The following is a 17,028-nucleotide window of genomic DNA, read 5'->3' as shown; positions in this document are numbered from 1 at the left end:
CTGACATTTGTTAGGCGATTGCTTATTACCGGAGTCCTTGTCTCCGCTCAAGAATTCAAAACGCACAAAAGTAACAATAATTCTCCAATACCCAAAGCCACGGCCGACATCCGTCACGCTTCGGCTACAGCTTCACCGCCCGCCGGCGGAGTCACCGCCCCCGGAAGTAGCTGCAGCTCGCCTCCGGACTGCGTCTCACCGTCGAGGCCACATACACTGCCATGCCGCGGGTCATCACCACGTCGTCGTGACAGCCGTCGCGCGCGGCATACCCGCCGCCCGGAAGCTGCGTGTAGGTCATCATCTCGTCGCAGGCCATATTGTCGCGCTCAAGATACTCATGCTCCCTGACAGCTCTTATCAGACTCTCCACCACCAGTCCTTTGGTCTGACGGTTGGTATGGAATCCCAGTCGCCGCTCCCGCTGAGGATTGAAGGTGTCGCGCAGAGTGCGGGCATACAGATGGCCGTAACATTCGCTGAGCTGCTCGAGAATGTAGGTCGACGATCCGGCACGCTCTGTCTCGAGAGTGTTGCTCTCCACCACCAGCAGAGCCTCGTTGTAATAGGCGGCTATCGCGGCAGCCTTCCACCCGAGAAGATCGTGGTCGATATGGCCGCGCCACTGGGCGGCTATCCGCATCGGTCCGCTTCCGTCGGCCTCGCCGCGGTCCATCACCGCTATCACCGACCAGTCCGCACCGGCACTGCGACCGCCTATGTCCACCGTCACCACATAACGGTCGCTGTTATGTCGCTCGCGCGCAGGCCACTCCCACACCTTCAGGCACCCTTTGGCGTCGGCCGCGAACTTCACCCCGCGGAGGGCGTCCGGTCCTGTCAGAGCCATGCCGCCGACCTCGCCCACAGCCACCGGATCATGACACGTCGAGCGCATACGCTCCACCAGATCGGGAGCAAACACTCCGAAACCGCTGTTGATAAACGCTTCGGTGTCGTCGGTCGGATACTCCGCCATCACTTTCGAATGATCAGGAGCTTCACGCCGCTTGAGCTGATACCATCTGATCTGTTCGAGAGTCAGACCGCGCCGCCACAGATTGCGCTCATATTCATCCATCTGACTGACGATCTGACCCACGTCGCCCGCATCAGCCACATTCTCCTCGATCTCATGCCAGCCTACAAACACGGCCGCCTTGTCGCTGCTCCCATCCTTCGCACGAAGCCACTCCTTGTGGAAGTAATTGCCCACGCCGTTGGCAGTGCTTTCGATCACCACCGCCGTAAGCGGCTGCAGGGCTATGCCCGAACAGATGGCTCTCACGAAATCGGCCGGCTTCATAAGATCGGTGTCACGCCAGAAAGCCACCTCGCTCAGATGAGCGAGCCTTATGTCAAGACCCCTCACCGCGTCCTGGCCGAACGACGAGCCTACGGTCACCGTAGCCCTGCGCCCGCTCACGATCCGGCTGCTGCTGCCGTCGCCGCTCGGCACAAGACCCTTTTTCAGCCTGCGCCACTGCTCTTCGTCATCACACAGTTCACGGGGATAATTGCGCAGCAGCCGGTCATACATCCTCCGTATTGTCCCCGACGTGTTCAGCACCTGGGCGCATATCAGCGAATTCAGCCCCTCGGCCACTACCGTCTGAAGCCATGCGTAGTAGATCTGCGTCAGGGTGCTTCCGCCCCATTGGCGCGACTTAAGCAGTATCACTCTCACAGGCATTCCGCCACGCCGCTGTCCCTCCATCACACCGAGCAGTTTGCGTTGCGGGCGGTTGAGCTTCATCCGCATCATCCGGCCGGTCTGCTTGTCGGAGATCTCCACACACCGCCACGCCCAGAACTCGAAATCATACTCAGCCCGCAGCCTCTCGATCTCGACCACACGGCGACACGATTTGATCCGTGGATCAGACATCATCTCCACCGGCACCAGCCACCGTCTGAAACAGCGTTTCAGCTCCACCCTCTCGCCGCAGCAGCCTTCGCCGCTCTCCGGATCATACGCTCCGCTGCAGGCGGCCTTGCGGCGCTCGTTTTCGGCCACCAAAGCCACCGGATCTGAGAATATCGTATCCTTTTCTTCGTCTGTAATCATGCCTTACAATCGCTTTACACACATTTCCCTCCACCCGCAACTACATCCACTGTCGCCGAACGAAGCCTCATGTCGGCCGACACGCGCCCTTTCAGCCTCAGCTCTACGTATGGCCGCGACGGACACACCACACCCTTCAGCCTCAACACACCGCGGATCGGCCCGCGTATCCTCCACCGGCTGACCGTCTGCATCCGGCGGCGACCTCCGGCAGCGATCTCCACCACGCCGTCAAACGACGAGGCTCTCAGCCGCAATTCCGCTCCACACACCCGCTCCCCCTCTTCGAGCTCCACTCCGGCCCGCCATTCAGCCTCGCCCTGTCGCGCCGGGTCGGCCATATACTCCGTGCCGTCGTCATCGACAAGGAAGCTGCGTCCCGACACGTCGGTCATCAGCGGCAATCCGCTTGACGGGTCTATCCGGGCCGACATCCATCGGCCGCCACCGATCGCCTTCACACATCCGCCCGCTATCGCCACCACTCCGCTCCCGGTAGCGGCATAATACCCTTCACGGGCCGGGATCAGCGACCCCGTCACCCGCACTCCCGACAGACTTGTGGCCGCGATGCGCTCCGAAGCCATATCCACGCTCACACCGTAGATGCCGTCAGAAGCCGTCGCATACAGGTGACATCTCGACGAGTCCCACGTAGTGCGGCTTCTGTCGGCGAGCGCCATGTCGGCCACTTCCACACCTGCGCCTAACAGACACGCCGCGATCCTGTCGCCCGCCACCGCCACGAGAGCATTGCCGACACGCCGCTCCCTCCCTCGCGCCGCCCCGCTGCCTCTCTCCTCGCTGTCATCCATATGTTCTTTCTCCTCATGTTCTCTCCCATCCTCTCCTCTCTCTCCCTCTCCTCTCACCTCCTCTATCCTCTCCGGGGCTGCGGCGGCAAGCCCTGCGGTGACATGCAGCGACCGGCTCATATCGGCCGACGGCACAAGCATAGCATCAAAATGCTTGCTCACACCCCCGCACACTGCCTCTATATGCAGTTCCGACATATCGCCCGACGGATACCCCACCACCACACTGCGCGCTATCGTACTGAAGTCACCCCTCATCACAGCCTCGCGCACCACCTCCGCGCCATCGCGCCCCGTCACCCTCGCACGCAGCTCTATCAGATCGTCACCCTCGCCGGCCACCACCATCTCAAGCGGCGAAACTCCCTCGAATCGCACGGTCGTGATGCCGCTCATCACTGCCGTATCACCCGACCTCACACACCGTTCAGCCCTGAAACCGCATGGAGTGCCGACCGCCGACAGAAGCCGCTCCTCAGCTGTCAGCGTATGCTTTGCCGCCTCTTCGGCCTGCACTGCCACTCTGTCGCTAAGCCTACGGCTGACGGCCACATCGCCGCGGGCCGCATCGCCCACTCTCACCACCCTCGCCTCACCGGCCTTGATCCGTGCCGCCACACGCATCCACCCCATGCCGCAACCCGACAGCATCATGGCCTTTGACGTCAGACTCCGCAGGTTAGGGGTCAGCGCGGTTGTAGCTCCCGGAAGAGCGAGCCTCACCGTGGGATTGTTCCCCTCCGCGCCATCTATCCTCACCTCGGAGAGGCCGTCGGGATCCACCGGATGAAGCTGTTCGCCCACGTATATCTCCACCTCGGCCACTCCGCTGTCAGCGCCGTAAGCCGGTATCTCCGCCTCCAGAGCATACGCCTCAGCCTCCATCGCGAAATCAGCGATCGTGAAATCCGTCGGGCTGCGACGCGTCAGCCCCGGACAAAAAACGCCGCACAGCTGCGCGCCCTCCCTCGCACCCACAAATCCTACGCCCGATTCATACAGCACCGACCCGTCAGCACCGATAAGCCTGTAGCCGCAAGCCACCGGCTGGAGCATCATGCCGTTCTCGGCAGCCTCCGCCACCAGACCGCAATAGGCCGTGCCAAGCATATCCGACAGCGACGCCACATCCTTGTCGCCCATACCCTGACGCCTCCCCGGATCCCCCTCCGAGGGAGTGAAAGCCGAGGTCTGACGCTGCATCCGTCCCGCCACCCTGGCCACCAGCCTCACCGGAGCATACACCGCCGTGCGGCGCTCGTATGTCTCACTTCCGCCCGACGGCTTGCCGCCGTTGCTGTCATCGTCGGCCGATGGTATCGGCGTCATTGGCGTCAATGCGCCGCGGAGCCTCACCAGATTCACGCACTGCTTCACTCTGCCGCCTCCACGCTCCACTCCGGTAGCCGATACCTTCACCCTCTGCAATCTCTTTGTGCTCATCCTGTCGTATTTTGCGTTTACTTTCCGGTTGCAAAATTACCACCCGACCCACCGCATCGCTGCGCGCGTTTATCGCCCCGCACACCTGCTGATAAGCATTTTTATACGAGCTTAACACACGCCTATGATGGCCGTCTCCGACATTATCGCTATATTTGCCGGACAGCATTTCAAAACCCTCACAGCAATAAACCACCGCATGAGCCAGATACTTGTATTCAACAACGAAGTCGCCGCCGCAGTCGAAGCCATAGTCGACGAAGCCAAACCCAACGGACTGTTTATAATCACCGACACCAACGTGCGCCGCGAAGTGCTCCCGTCTCTCGCAGAGCAATCGCCGGCAGTAGCCCGGGCATGCGTCATAGAGTGCGAGCCGGGCGACGAAGCCAAAAACCTCCGCACCCTTTCGGAGATATGGAGCCGGCTCGTGGCCGGAGGATGCTCCCGCAGCTCTCTGATCATCAATCTCGGAGGAGGAGTCGTCACCGACATGGGAGGATTCGCGGCCGCCACATTCAAGCGCGGAGTGAAATTCATCAACATCCCCACCACACTTCTCGCGGCTGTCGACGCGTCCGTAGGAGGAAAGACCGGCATCAACTTCGAAGGACTCAAAAACGAAATCGGCGTATTCCGCGAGGCAGTGGCCGTCATCATCTCCACATGCTTCTTCGGCTCGCTGCCGCGCGAGGAACTCCTTTCGGGCTACGCCGAAATGCTCAAACACGGGCTACTCGACTCCGAAGAGGCCGTCGACATGCTCCTCGATTTCCCTATCGAAAACTGCGACGAGCCCAAGGAACTGCTCCAACTGCTCAAAAAAAGCGTGGCGGTAAAGCAACGCGTGGTTGAGGCCGACCCCCACGAGCACGGACTCCGCAAGGCTCTCAACCTCGGACACACCATGGCCCACGCCATGGAAGGACTCGCCCTTAAGACAGGCAGTCATCTCGCCCACGGCTATGCGGTGGCGCGCGGACTTGTCGCCGACCTGGTGCTCTCCCACATGAAACACGGATTCCCCTCGGAACGGCTCCACTCGGTGGCCGCGTTCGTAAAATCACGCTATGGCGCACCGGAATTCACCTGCGACGACTACGACACGCTGATCCAGCTCATGCGCCACGACAAAAAAAACATCGATCCGGAGACAATCAACTTCACACTGCTTGCAGCCCCGGGCGACATCCGGCTCGACTCCACCGCCACACCTCAAGAGATCACGGCTGCGCTCGATATCACCCGCGACCTTCTCGGCTGCTGACCATCGTTGCGACAGCCAACAGCCCATCCCCCTCAAGCTCCACAAAGCTCACCCTCGCCCCGCCGCGTGACACTATGCTGTCTCCCCGCCGCCACGCGTCCAGATCCTCAGCCCGAAGCACATCAATCTCCCCGAGCGTCATCCGGCCATTCTCGGGCGTCAGCTTGTAGACTGCCTCCTTTGCCGTCCAGATCCGTTGCAGCAGCCTTATATCGCACTGTTCAGGCAGCGGCAGCACCTTGCGCTCGGCGGCAGTGAGTATCCGCCCCGTCACACGCCGCAGCTGCTCGCGCGCCGACTCCGCATCGACACCTAACCGCACGCCATGGCCGCACAACGCCACCACGGCACACCCCGCGCCATGACTCACCGACACCCGGCCATCACCATACCCCTCAACCTTCGGAGCGCCGCAAGCCGTATGACCTAACACAGTGCCGGAGCCAAACATTGCCTCCACAAGCCGCTGCGTAGCCTCGCGCTCCGCCCCCCTGCCACGTCCGGCGATGCTGGTCATGCACACCTCCGCGCCATCAATCCCAAATCGCTTTATCTCCCCCTCCATAAGACACTGCTGTGAATTGCTGTCGAGTCCATTCCGGCCGCAAAATCGCGCTCTATCGCGTCAAGCAACGGCCCGAGACTGTCGGGTGATGCTTCGCTGTCCAATCCGGTCAGCGCGCCGCTTACCGTCAGCGTGCCGCAGCGCGCTATCATCTGAAGCGGCGTCACCGAAGGCTCGTCGCATCTGAAAAACGTTATGCTTGCCATTCCCCCTCCCACTGTTGTATCACTTGCCGACAGACTCGCCTGACCCGCGTTTAGAGCGATCCGCTCAATGCGGTTCGCCGACACAGCGTCGGGATCGTCCGACACCGTGAAGGTCAGATGCAGCCTCGCGCCACCATAATCAGGATATACGATCGTAAGCCAACGGTTATCGCCGCTGCCGCCCAGCACTGCCTCGGCACGGCTGCTGACAGCGAAGCCCGACGGCAAAGAGTCGCCACGGCGGTAGTCTGACTCAGCGACTTCAATACGTGGATATGCCCGCGGACGAGGCGTGGCGATACGCTCGCCATCGCTGCGGCCACACGACACTACGCCCGACGCCACAGCAGCCATAGCCACAACTGCCGTCAATCTGATCATGCCTCACCCTTCGGCTCCACATCTTCGGGCATCACCTTCACCCTCACGTTGACGATACGGTGACCGTTGATCTCCAGCACCAGAAAACGGCAGCGGCCATAGACCATCGGCTCCTTCTCCTTCGGAAAATCGCCCTTTATCGCAAGAAGCATACCCGCCAGAGTTTCGCAGTCGGCCGTCACATCGGAGTAATCCGCCTCGTTGAGATCCGTCACACGGAAGAAGTCATCAAGCAGAGTCTTTCCTTCGAAAATAAACGTGTCGTCAGGCAGGCGGCGATAGGTCTTCTCATCCTCGTCATACTCGTCGTTGATATCACCCACGATCTCCTCAAGCACATCCTCCAGGGTCACGAGTCCCTGAGTGCCTCCGAATTCGTCTATCACGATCGCCATGTGTATATGACGGCGCCGGAAATCCTCCAGCAGATCGTCGATCGAACGAGCCTCGGGCACAAAATACGGCTCACGGAGCAGAGTCCGCCAGTCAAAATCCGCAGCATCCTTGCCTATGTAAGGCAACAGGTCGCGCGAATACAACACTCCCTTGATGTCGTCCTGCGAACCATCGCACGCCGGCAGACGCGAATAACCCGACTCCACCACCGTCGACATCACCTCGTCGAAATCCGACGACAGATCCACACACGTCATGTCGACACGCGGAGTCATCACCTCGTTGGCCGTCTTGTCGCCAAACCTCAGGATACCCTCGAGCATCTCCTTCTCGTCGCCCGCGCTCACATCGGTTATCTCAAGAGCCTGAGACAATTCCTCGGCAGTCACGTCGCTCTCCTTTTTCACCACCACACGGTTGACGATCGTCGACCCCCTTACGAGCAGCGATGATATAGGACTGAATACCGCCATCATAAGCTTCACACCGCCGAGAGCGAAACGTATCCAGCGCATATTGTCGGAATTGGCTATCAGTTTGGGCAGTATCTCCCCGAAAAGCAATATCAGGAACGTCAGGATGACCGTCTGAAGCAGAAAACTCATCCATGCGGCCATGCCCTGGAAAACAGGACCAAGCGCGTAATTACACAATATCACTATGGTCACATTGACCAGATTGTTGGCGATCAGTATTGTAGCCAACAGCCGCTCGGGCTTACCTATCATAGCCAGCACATTCTGTCCGCGGGGAGTCTCGTCAAGCTCGTCGCACTGCTGGGGAGTCAGCGAGAAAAACGCTATTTCACTGCCCGACACGAAGCCGGAGATCATCAGAGCACACAAGGCCACCACAAGGGCCGCCATCTGGTCAAGGCCAAAATTGGCCGGAAAATTGAGCTGCAAGGCCGACAATACCGCTCCGAGCGTGTCGGCCATAGCTGGTAAAGGATCTATATCCAAGACTGATTAAATTGGTTTTACTTCAAAGTGTTGCATCGCGGCGACGGGCTGTTGCCCCAGTCTGCCGCCAACACACCGCAAAGGTAGGAATTTTCCCGCTTCCCACCAAATCCGCCCCTTAAACCGATAAAAAACCGATCAACCCGCACCACAACAACAATCACGAACGTATCAAAAACCGATCAACCGCACATAAAACGAAGCGTGCCATACATCCCGCTGATGCAGGATATATGGCACACCGTTTTATCGGGAACTACTGTCCGTCAGTGCTGACGGACGGCAGTCTCATTCACTTGGGCAGGTTGCCTACCTCAGGATCGACGCCCCACTGCTGCTGGGCCAGACGGCGATAGTTGTTGTAGCGCCACTGGGCATTGGCCTTCGCGGCCGAGAACAGCTCGGAAGCCTCAGCAGGATACTGCTTGGCAAGCGAAGCATAGCGCACCTCGCCTTTGAGGAAGTCCTCGAACTTGTCCCAGTCGGGAGTCTTGCTGTCGAGAGTGAAGGGGTTCTGACCCGACTCCTCGAGAGCGGGATTGTAACGCCACAGGTGCCAGTAGCCACACTCCACAGCCTTCTGTTCCTCCAGCTGCGAGTGACCCATGCCGGCCTTGATGCCGTGGTTGATACAGGGAGCATAGGCGATGATCAGCGACGGGCCGTCGTAAGCCTCAGCCTCGCGGATAGCCTTAAGAGTCTGAGCCTGGTCGGCGCCCATGGCTATCTGTGCGCAATACACGTAGCCGTAGGTCGAGGCTATCAGACCGAGATCCTTCTTGCGGATGCGCTTGCCGCTGGCGGCAAACTTGGCGATAGCGCCCACCGGAGTAGCCTTCGAGGCCTGACCGCCGGTGTTGGAGTAAACCTCCGTGTCGACAACGAGCACGTTGATATTCTTGCCGCTGGCGAGAACGTGGTCCAGACCGCCGAAACCGATGTCGTACGAAGCACCGTCACCGGCTATGATCCAGTGCGAACGCTTCACGATATAGTGCTTCAGATCGAGAATGGTCTTGCATATGTCGCAGCCGCATGCCTCGCACAGAGGTATCAGCTTGTCGGCGATGGCACGTGTTGCCACAGCGTCGTCGGCCGAGTCAAGCCACTGCTGTGCCAGGTCATGGATCTCCTGGCTGCACGACGGACATTCCGTAGCGGCCTTCATCGTCTCGGTCAGGCGACGGCGGAGCTGCTCGTTGGCGATAAACATGCCGAGGCCAAACTCTGCGAAGTCCTCGAAGAGCGAGTTGCCCCATGCCGGACCGTGACCCTGCTTGTTGACTGTATAGGGAGTCGAAGGCACAGAGCCCGAGTAGATCGACGAGCAACCGGTAGCATTGGCCACCATCTCGTGATCGCCGTAGAGCTGGGATATCAGCTTCACGTAAGGAGTTTCGCCGCAGCCAGAGCATGCGCCAGAGAACTCGAAGTAAGGCATAGCGAACTGAGAGTTCTTCACATTGGCCTTCACATCCACCAGATCCTGCTTCGAGCTTACCTCGTTCACGCAGTAATCCCACTCCTTCTGCACGTCCATCTGGGTTTCCAGAGGCTTCATCACGAGAGCCTTCTCACCCTTCTTGCCCGGACATACGTCGGCACAGTTGCCGCAACCCAGACAGTCGAGCACATCGACAGCCTGAACGAAGCGCATACCGGTGAAAGTCTTGCCGATAGCGGGCAGTGAATCGCCCTCGGCGATAGGTGCGCCGGCCATCTCCTTCTCGTCGAGCACAAACGGACGGATTGCAGCGTGAGGACAAACGTAAGCACACTTGTTGCACTGTATGCAGTTGTCCGCGATCCATTCGGGAACGAAAGTGGCCACGCCGCGCTTCTCATAGCGGGCGGTCGACTGCTGCCATGTGCCGTCCTCGATACCCTTGAAGTCCGACACCTTGAGCAGGTCGCCGTCCTGTGCGTTGATCGGACGCACGAGCTTGTTGATGAATTCCGGATCGTTGTTCTTCACCTCGGCATCCTCGGGAAGATTGCTCCACGACGGATCGACATCGAGCTTGGCATACTCGCCGCCACGGTCTACGGCGGCATAGTTCTTGTCCACGACATCCTGACCCTTCTTGCCATAGCTCTTCACGATGAACTTCTTCATCTGCTCTACGGCCAGATCCACCGGAATCACCTCGGTGATGCGGAAGAACGCGCTCTGGAGGATCGTATTGGTGCGGTTGCCCAGACCGATCTCCTGAGCTATCTTGGTTGCGTCGATATAATATACGGTGATATTGTGGTCGGCAAAGTACTTCTTCACCTTGTTGGGAAGATTCTTGGCCAGCTCCTCGCCCTTCCAGATAGTGTTGAGCAGGAAGGTGCCGCCGTCGCGCAGACCGCGTGTCACATCATACAGATGCAGATAAGCCTGAACGTGGCAAGCAACGAAGTTGGGCGTGGTCACCAGATATGTGGAGCGGATAGGCTCGTCGCCGAAACGCAGGTGAGAGCAGGTGAAGCCGCCCGACTTCTTCGAGTCGTAGGCGAAGTAGGCCTGACAGTATTTATTGGTATTGTCGCCGATGATCTTCACCGAGTTCTTGTTGGCGCCCACGGTGCCGTCAGCACCCAGACCATAGAACTTGGCCTCGAACATCGTGTCGCTCACCACGATAGGAGCTACCGGGGGCAGCGAGCTGAAGTTCACGTCGTCGACTATGCCGATGGTGAAGTGATCCTTCGGCTGCGGCAGAGCCAGATTGTCGTAAACGGCGATCATGTCGGCCGGAGTGGTGTCCTTAGACGCCAGACCGAAACGGCCGGCGTAGATGGCCGGAGCGTCGGTGCGGTTCTTGTACACCTCGCACACGTCGAGATAGAGCGGCTCGCCCGGAGCGCCCGGCTCCTTGGTGCGGTCGAGCACAGCGATGCGCTTCGCGGTGGCGGGGATAGCAGCGAGAAGATGCTTCGCCGAGAACGGACGGAACAGATGAACGCTCACCAGACCCACCTTCTCGCCCTTGGCCATCAGATGGTCTACGGCTTCCTGAGCGGCCTGTGTGCCCGAACCCATGGCGATGATCACGCGCTCGGCCTGGGGATCGCCATAATAGTTGAAGAGGTGATATTCGCGGCCGGTGATGGCGGAAATCTGCTTCATGTAGTCCTCCACGATCTCGGGAACAGCCTCATATATGGGGTTGCACGACTCGCGGTGCTGGAAGAACACGTCGCCGTTCTCGGCCATGCCGCGGGCAACGGGAGCATCAGGATTGAGAGCGCGGTCGCGGAAAGCGGCCACGGCGTCGCGATCGAGCAGCGGAGCGAGATCCTCCTGTTCGAGCATCTCGATCTTCTGGATCTCGTGCGAGGTACGGAAGCCGTCGAAGAAGTTCAAGAAAGGTATACGCGACTTGATCGTTGCCAGATGAGCCACACCCGACAGATCCATTACCTCCTGCACCGAACCCTCGGCCAGCATGGCGAAGCCGGTCTGGCGGGCCGCCATCACGTCCTGATGGTCGCCGAAGATGCTCAGCGCGTGAGAAGCGATCGTGCGTGCCGATACATGAAACACGCTCGGAAGCATCTCGCCGGCTATCTTGTACATGTTAGGAATCATCAGCAGCAGACCCTGCGATGCAGTGTAGGTCGTTGTCAGAGCGCCTGCCTGCAGAGAGCCGTGAACCGCACCCGCTGCACCGCCCTCCGACTGCATCTCCTGCACGAGAACCGTCTCGCCGAAGATATTCTTACGGCCGGCTGCGGCCCATTCGTCAACGTATTCTGCCATCGTCGACGACGGGGTGATCGGGTAAATGGCCGCCACTTCCGTAAACATGTACGAAATGTGGGCTGCTGCCTGATTACCGTCACAAGTCAAGAATTTCTTTTCCTTACTCATAAGTCTGTAATCTATGTTTGTTTAGATGGATATGAAAGTCTGGTTTTAGTTATAATGTCATATACGCAGCCGTCAGAACACTTTGCTACGCAGCGCGAAGTTACAACTTTTTTCCGAAAAATCAACACCCCGAGACCCCTCCGCAGCCCCTTATCACCATTAATTTTTCACAACAAACCTCACACAATGCCAACAACCCGCCCGCACCGCACGTCAACGGCACATAAAACGCCACATTTTCAACACCGAAAGAAATAATTTTGTAACTTTGCGCCGTCTACCGACGGCATCCGCACACGCCGTCAGGAGCACACTACTATATCACGAATCGCAATGGTTAGAAAATACGACTATCTGGTGATCGGCAGCGGCATAGCCGGCATGAGCTTCGCACTCAAAGTGGCCCGCACGGGACGAGTGGCGCTCATATGCAAAAGCACCCTCGAGGAAGCCAACACCGCCCTCGCGCAGGGAGGAGTGGCATCGGTCACCGATCTGCAGCTCGACGACTTCGACAAACATATCCACGACACCATGGTGGCCGGCGACTGGCTGAGCGACCCCAAGGCCGTCGAAAAAGTAGTCCGCGAGGCACCTTCCCAGATAAGCCAGCTCCTGCAGTGGGGAGTAGACTTCGACAGACGCGAGGACGGATCGTTCGACCTGCACCGCGAGGGCGGACACTCCGAATTCCGGATACTCCACCACGCCGACAACACCGGCTACGAGATACAGCAGAGCCTCATACGACGCATCAGGGAGTCTGACTCCATCGACGTCTTCGAGCACCATTTCGCCATAGAGATCATCACACAGCACCATCTCGGCAAGATAGTCACACGACGGACCCCCGACATCACATGCTACGGAGCCTACGTGCTCGACGAAAACACCGGCGCCGTCGACACATTCCTCTCCCGCGTCACACTCATGGCCACAGGAGGAGTCGGAGCCGTCTACACCACTACCACCAACCCGCTTGTGGCCACCGGCGACGGGATAGCCATGGTCTATCGAGCCAAAGGCACCGTCCGCGACATGGAGTTCATACAGTTCCACCCCACAGCACTGTTCCATCCGGGCGACCGGCCGTCGTTCCTCATCACAGAAGCCATGCGAGGCTACGGAGCAATACTCCGCAACCCCGCAGGAGAGCGGTTCATGGAAAAATATGACCCCAGGCTCGAACTCGCGCCGCGCGACGTCGTGGCCCGCGCCATCGACTCGGAGATGAAGGCCGGAGGGCACGACCACGTATATCTCGACGTCACACACAAAGACCCCGGGGAAACACGCCACCACTTCCCAAACATCTACGCAAAATGCCTCTCCCTCGGCATCGACATCACCAAGGACTACATACCTGTAGCACCGGCCGCCCACTACCTCTGCGGAGGCATCGTCGTCGACACCAACGCCGAGTCGAGCATCAGCAGGCTCTATGCCGTAGGCGAATGCTCCTGCACCGGGCTCCACGGAGGCAACCGGCTGGCATCCAACTCGCTCATCGAGGCTGTGGTCTACGCCGAAGCCGCCGCACGCCACGCCATCGAACACGCCCACGGCTACCAGTTGCGCGACGACGTGCCCCTGTGGAACGACGAAGGCACGTCACACCCCGAAGAGATGGTGCTCATAACACAGAGCGCACGCGAGGTCGGACAGATCATGAGCACCTACGTAGGCATCGTACGCTCCGACCTGCGACTCGACCGGGCATGGAACCGGCTCGACATACTCTACGAGGAAACCGAACGCCTCTTCAAACAGTCGAAAGTGTCAAGAGCGATATGCGAACTGCGCAACATCATCAACGTCGGCTACCTCATCATGCGACAGGCCAAGGAACGGAAGGAATCCCGGGGACTCCACTACACCATCGACTATCCTCCCCGCCCCCACAACGAAACCGGCGCCTGAAACGTTATTAAAACTACTACACCCGCCCACATGCGCAGACTGCTGACATATCTCACGCTATCTGTCGCGGCCGCACTGACAGCTGCCGCGCAGACCGATGTAGAAGTCACCGTACCGGTGGTCGAAAACCCCTCGGCACTGCGCAATATCTACAAAGGCTACTACTGGACCGACATCGACGGAGAGCACGTCAAGATGATTGTGCTCAACGAGATCACCGTATTCCCGCCGCTGAAATTCAAAAACAAGAAAGAGGAAGAATTCTACTGGCGCACAGTGCGCGACGTAAAGAAGACACTGCCCTACGCCAAACTTATATGCGCCACGCTGCTTGAAACCTACGAATACATCGAGACATTCCCCACACAGCGCGAACGCGAGGAATACCTCAAGAAAATGGAGGACGAGATCTTCAAGCAATACAAGCCCGTGCTTAAGAAATTCACCAAAAGCCAGGCACAGTTGCTCATAAAACTCATCCGACGCGAAACCGACCAAAGCTCCTACAACATCATCAAGGCATTCCTCGGATCATTCAGAGCCGGATTCTGGCAGACATTCGGACGCTTCTTCGGAGTCAACCTCAAAGGCGACTACAACCCCGACACCGACCGCAAGGACGCCATCATCGAACGCATAGCCGTAAAAGTAGAGGACGGCCTGCTCTGACCGCCCTCCATATATGTTTGCCGCGACGCCGGCACAATGCCGCACACGGCTTCTGCGCTTTAGAGTATGTTTACTTTTGACTCATGTTAAGAGTATGTTTACACGGTGAGAATCTCCTTCTCCTTGGCCGCGAACACGTCGTCGATACGCTTCAGATACTTGTCGTGAAGCTTCTGCACGCTCGCCTCGGCGTCCTTCTCCACATCCTCGGGCATACCCTGCTTGACAGCCTTTTTCAGACCGTCGATCGCATCGCGGCGGGCATTGCGCACCGACACCTTGGCCTGCTCGGCCTCGGCCTTCGACTGCTTCACCAGCTGCTTGCGGCGCTCCTCGGTCAGCGGCGGAATCGACAGGCGTATCACCTCGCCGTTGTTCTCGGGCGTGATGCCCAGCTCGGAGTTGATGATCGCCTTCTCGATCTCCTTGAACATCGGCTTCTCCCACGGAGTGATCGTGATCGTGCGCGCATCGGGCACAGCCACATTGGCCACCTGCGATACCGGCACAGCGCTGCCGTAATACTCCACACGTATGCCGTCGATGATCTTCGGATTAGCCTTTCCGGCACGGATATGAGCCAGAGCCTCGTCAAGATAAGCCACTGCAAGCTCCATCTTCTCCTCTGCGGGAGCTAAAAAATCGTTTGGTTCCATATATGTCGTTTTTTATATTAATTATCAGATCAGTACACCAGCGTGCCTATCGGCTCGCCGGCTATCACCTTGGCCAGATTGCCCGGAGTATCCATGCAGAACACCACTATCGGCAGACCGTTCTCCTTGCACAGGGCCGTAGCCGTCAGATCCATCACCTTCAGCCCGCGGTTGTACACCTCGTCATAGCTTATCTCGCTGAACTTGGTGGCCGTCGAGTCCTTCTCCGGATCGGCCGTGTACACGCCGTCGACTCTCGTTCCTTTCAGCATCACGTCGGCTTCCACCTCTATGCCGCGCAGAGCGCTGCCCGTATCGGTGGTGAAGAACGGATTGCCGGTGCCTCCCGCTATGATGGCCACCTCGCCCCGCTTCAGAGCCTCGATAGCCTTCCACTTGCTGTAATGCTCCCCGATCGGAAACATGTTGATAGCCGTCAGCACGCGCGCAGGCTGCCCAACCGACTCAAGAGCCGAGCTCAAGGCAAGCGAATTGATCACCGTCGCAAGCATACCCATCTGGTCACCCTTCACACGGTCAAACCCACGCGTAGCGCCCGACAGGCCGCGGAATATATTGCCACCGCCTATCACGATAGCCACCTCCACGCCCGAAGAAGCGATCTCCTTGATCTGCTCGGCATACTGGCCGAGGCGTTCCGTATCGATACCGGTGCCCTTGGCTCCGGCGAGTGATTCGCCGCTCAGCTTGAGCAGCACGCGCTGGTATTTGGATCTCATCTCAAATATGTTTTTGTTTCTGCAAAAATAGTCGTTTGCCCCGAATTGTGCAATTCATACATCTACATTTTCGAAAGAGACCTGACCGGCATAGAGATGAGAGTTTTTTCCATACGCTTTTCCTGCCCCAAATAGCTCCAGTCTCATAAAAATAGCTAACTTTGCATTTATCGCAACGACAAACATCTGAAAATGGCCGAAACAGCTTAAAAAATTGGCAAAACACGCCACACAACCTCATCGCGTGGCGCTTTGCCTTGCAAAGAAGCATTCGGAACTTCCAAGCAGTCGTTGCAGGCACAGCCAGCCCTCAGATAACAGCCGCCGGAGTTTTATTATATATGGCAAAGAAAACACTAAATAAGAAAGAAGCTCTCCCTATGGAGGAGATGTTATGGAAGGCATGTGACGCTCTGCGCGGCTCTATTGAGCCGAGCGAGTATAAGCACGTCGTCCTCTCGCTTATATTTTTGAAATATGCGGGCTTCCACTTCGAGAAACGCCGTCAGGAAATCATTGCCGCCGGGCAGGAGGCTTTCGTTGATAACGTTGCTTTCTATGGAGCTAAAAACGTGTTTTATCTCCCCGAAACCGCACGTTGGTCTTACATCAAGGAAAACGCCAAGCAGCCGGACATCGCCCTGATTTTAGACAAGGCACTCGCCGATATTGAAAAAAAGAACAAGCCGCTTCGCGGTGCTCTCCCCAATAATTATTACAGTTCGCTCGGCATCGAGTCGGAAAAACTCGGCTCACTGATTGACAAGGCAGACGGATTTGATTCTATTCTCGAAAATGATACCGAGAACGACATAATAGGACGCGTCTACGAATATTTCCTTTCCAAGTTTGCCATCAAGGAGGGCAAAGGTAAGGGCGAATTCTATACGCCCAAAACCATTGTCAACCTCATTGCCGAAATGATAGAGCCATACGAGGGCATTATCTACGACCCCTGCTGCGGTTCGGGCGGTATGTTTGTACAGTCAATGAAGTTCGTTCAACGTCACAACGGCAACCGCCGTAATGTGTCGGTATATGGTCAGGAGTTTACCAAGACCACCTACAAACTCGCCAAGAT

12 protein-coding genes are annotated in these 17,028 nt (G+C 58.0%); 4 read left to right on the top strand and 8 right to left on the bottom strand.

The window, feature by feature from the left end; all coding sequences use genetic code 11:
• Window positions 1-151: 151 nt before the first annotated feature.
• Together C5O24_RS01680 and C5O24_RS01675 are read right to left on the bottom strand one after the other, a co-directional pair.
• Window positions 152-2,068, bottom strand: a complete 1,917-nt coding sequence (locus C5O24_RS01680; RefSeq protein ID WP_107036440.1) for a terminase large subunit — start codon at window positions 2,066-2,068, stop codon at window positions 152-154.
• Between the two features lie 14 nt (window positions 2,069-2,082).
• Entirely contained in the window at window positions 2,083-4,326 is a 2,244-nt protein-coding gene (locus C5O24_RS01675; protein ID WP_107681365.1) for a hypothetical protein, read from the bottom strand.
• 124 nt (window positions 4,327-4,450) lie between these two features.
• Here C5O24_RS01675 and aroB point away from each other — a divergent pair, with 124 nt between their 5' ends.
• Window positions 4,451-5,593, top strand: coding sequence for a 3-dehydroquinate synthase (gene aroB / locus C5O24_RS01670; RefSeq protein ID WP_237613036.1), 1,143 nt, complete (start codon window positions 4,451-4,453; stop codon window positions 5,591-5,593).
• On the opposite strand, the gene C5O24_RS01665 is transcribed toward aroB, so the two are convergent.
• The 4 genes from C5O24_RS01665 to nifJ all read right to left on the bottom strand — a co-directional run bounded on the left by C5O24_RS01665 (window position 5,568) and on the right by nifJ (window position 11,899).
• The gene (locus C5O24_RS01665) at window positions 5,568-6,158 is read right to left on the bottom strand and encodes a 4'-phosphopantetheinyl transferase family protein (protein WP_107036442.1); all 591 of its coding nucleotides are present in this window, start codon (window positions 6,156-6,158) and stop codon (window positions 5,568-5,570) included. The genes aroB and C5O24_RS01665 overlap by 26 nt on opposite strands.
• Window positions 6,143-6,745 carry a hypothetical protein gene (locus tag C5O24_RS01660; protein WP_133165431.1) on the bottom strand — a complete coding sequence of 201 codons (603 nt, stop codon included), beginning with the start codon at window positions 6,743-6,745 and terminating at the stop codon, window positions 6,143-6,145. Before C5O24_RS01660 ends, C5O24_RS01665 begins: the two co-directional genes overlap by 16 nt.
• Window positions 6,742-8,079 (bottom strand): gliding motility-associated protein GldE, encoded by a 1,338-nt coding sequence (gene gldE / locus C5O24_RS01655; protein ID WP_107036444.1) that lies wholly within the window; start codon window positions 8,077-8,079, stop codon window positions 6,742-6,744. Before gldE ends, C5O24_RS01660 begins: the two co-directional genes overlap by 4 nt.
• 316 nt (window positions 8,080-8,395) lie before the next feature.
• Window positions 8,396-11,899, bottom strand: coding sequence for a pyruvate:ferredoxin (flavodoxin) oxidoreductase (nifJ, locus tag C5O24_RS01650; RefSeq protein ID WP_371131563.1), 3,504 nt, complete (start codon window positions 11,897-11,899; stop codon window positions 8,396-8,398).
• A gap of 396 nt (window positions 11,900-12,295) precedes the next feature.
• Between nifJ and nadB the strand changes: the two genes are divergently transcribed.
• Together nadB and C5O24_RS01640 are read left to right on the top strand one after the other, a co-directional pair.
• Window positions 12,296-13,882, top strand: a complete 1,587-nt coding sequence (gene nadB / locus C5O24_RS01645; RefSeq protein WP_107036446.1) for an L-aspartate oxidase — start codon at window positions 12,296-12,298, stop codon at window positions 13,880-13,882.
• Window positions 13,883-13,912: 30 nt separating this feature from the next.
• A complete protein-coding gene (locus C5O24_RS01640; RefSeq protein ID WP_107036447.1) occupies window positions 13,913-14,551 on the top strand; it encodes a DUF4294 domain-containing protein in 639 nt (212 codons plus the stop codon).
• Window positions 14,552-14,649: 98 nt separating this feature from the next.
• Here the strand turns inward: C5O24_RS01640 and frr are convergent, their stop codons facing one another.
• On the bottom strand, window positions 14,650-15,207 hold the full coding sequence (gene frr, locus C5O24_RS01635; RefSeq protein WP_107036448.1) for a ribosome recycling factor: 558 nt from the start codon (window positions 15,205-15,207) through the stop codon (window positions 14,650-14,652).
• A gap of 29 nt (window positions 15,208-15,236) precedes the next feature.
• On the bottom strand, window positions 15,237-15,947 hold the full coding sequence (pyrH, locus tag C5O24_RS01630) for a UMP kinase (RefSeq protein WP_107036449.1): 711 nt from the start codon (window positions 15,945-15,947) through the stop codon (window positions 15,237-15,239).
• A gap of 341 nt (window positions 15,948-16,288) precedes the next feature.
• Here pyrH and C5O24_RS01625 point away from each other — a divergent pair.
• On the top strand, window positions 16,289-17,028 hold a 740-nt coding region (locus C5O24_RS01625; protein WP_133165430.1), incomplete at its 3' end, for a type I restriction-modification system subunit M.

This window comes from Paramuribaculum intestinale, assembly GCF_003024925.1.
GTDB classification, from domain to species: domain Bacteria; phylum Bacteroidota; class Bacteroidia; order Bacteroidales; family Muribaculaceae; genus Paramuribaculum; species Paramuribaculum intestinale.
The sequence above is the reverse complement of the archived record's forward strand: the minus strand, read 5'-3'. Positions and strand labels throughout refer to the sequence as shown.

Bases quoted from the DNA above. Each gene is read 5' to 3' on its own strand.
- C5O24_RS01640 (WP_107036447.1), top strand. From the start codon at position 13,913: ATGCGCAGACTGCTGACATATCTCACGCTATCTGTCGCGGCCGCACTG.
- gldE (WP_107036444.1), bottom strand. From the start codon at position 8,079: ATGGCCGACACGCTCGGAGCGGTATTGTCGGCCTTGCAGCTCAATTTT.
- C5O24_RS01675 (WP_107681365.1), bottom strand. From the start codon at position 4,326: ATGAGCACAAAGAGATTGCAGAGGGTGAAGGTATCGGCTACCGGAGTG.
- C5O24_RS01665 (WP_107036442.1), bottom strand. From the start codon at position 6,158: ATGGAGGGGGAGATAAAGCGATTTGGGATTGATGGCGCGGAGGTGTGC.
- aroB (WP_237613036.1), top strand. From the start codon at position 4,451: ATGATGGCCGTCTCCGACATTATCGCTATATTTGCCGGACAGCATTTC.
- nifJ (WP_371131563.1), bottom strand. From the start codon at position 11,899: ATGTTTACGGAAGTGGCGGCCATTTACCCGATCACCCCGTCGTCGACG.
- C5O24_RS01680 (WP_107036440.1), bottom strand. From the start codon at position 2,068: ATGATTACAGACGAAGAAAAGGATACGATATTCTCAGATCCGGTGGCT.
- nadB (WP_107036446.1), top strand. From the start codon at position 12,296: ATGGTTAGAAAATACGACTATCTGGTGATCGGCAGCGGCATAGCCGGC.
- pyrH (WP_107036449.1), bottom strand. From the start codon at position 15,947: ATGAGATCCAAATACCAGCGCGTGCTGCTCAAGCTGAGCGGCGAATCA.
- frr (WP_107036448.1), bottom strand. From the start codon at position 15,207: ATGGAACCAAACGATTTTTTAGCTCCCGCAGAGGAGAAGATGGAGCTT.
- C5O24_RS01660 (WP_133165431.1), bottom strand. From the start codon at position 6,745: ATGATCAGATTGACGGCAGTTGTGGCTATGGCTGCTGTGGCGTCGGGC.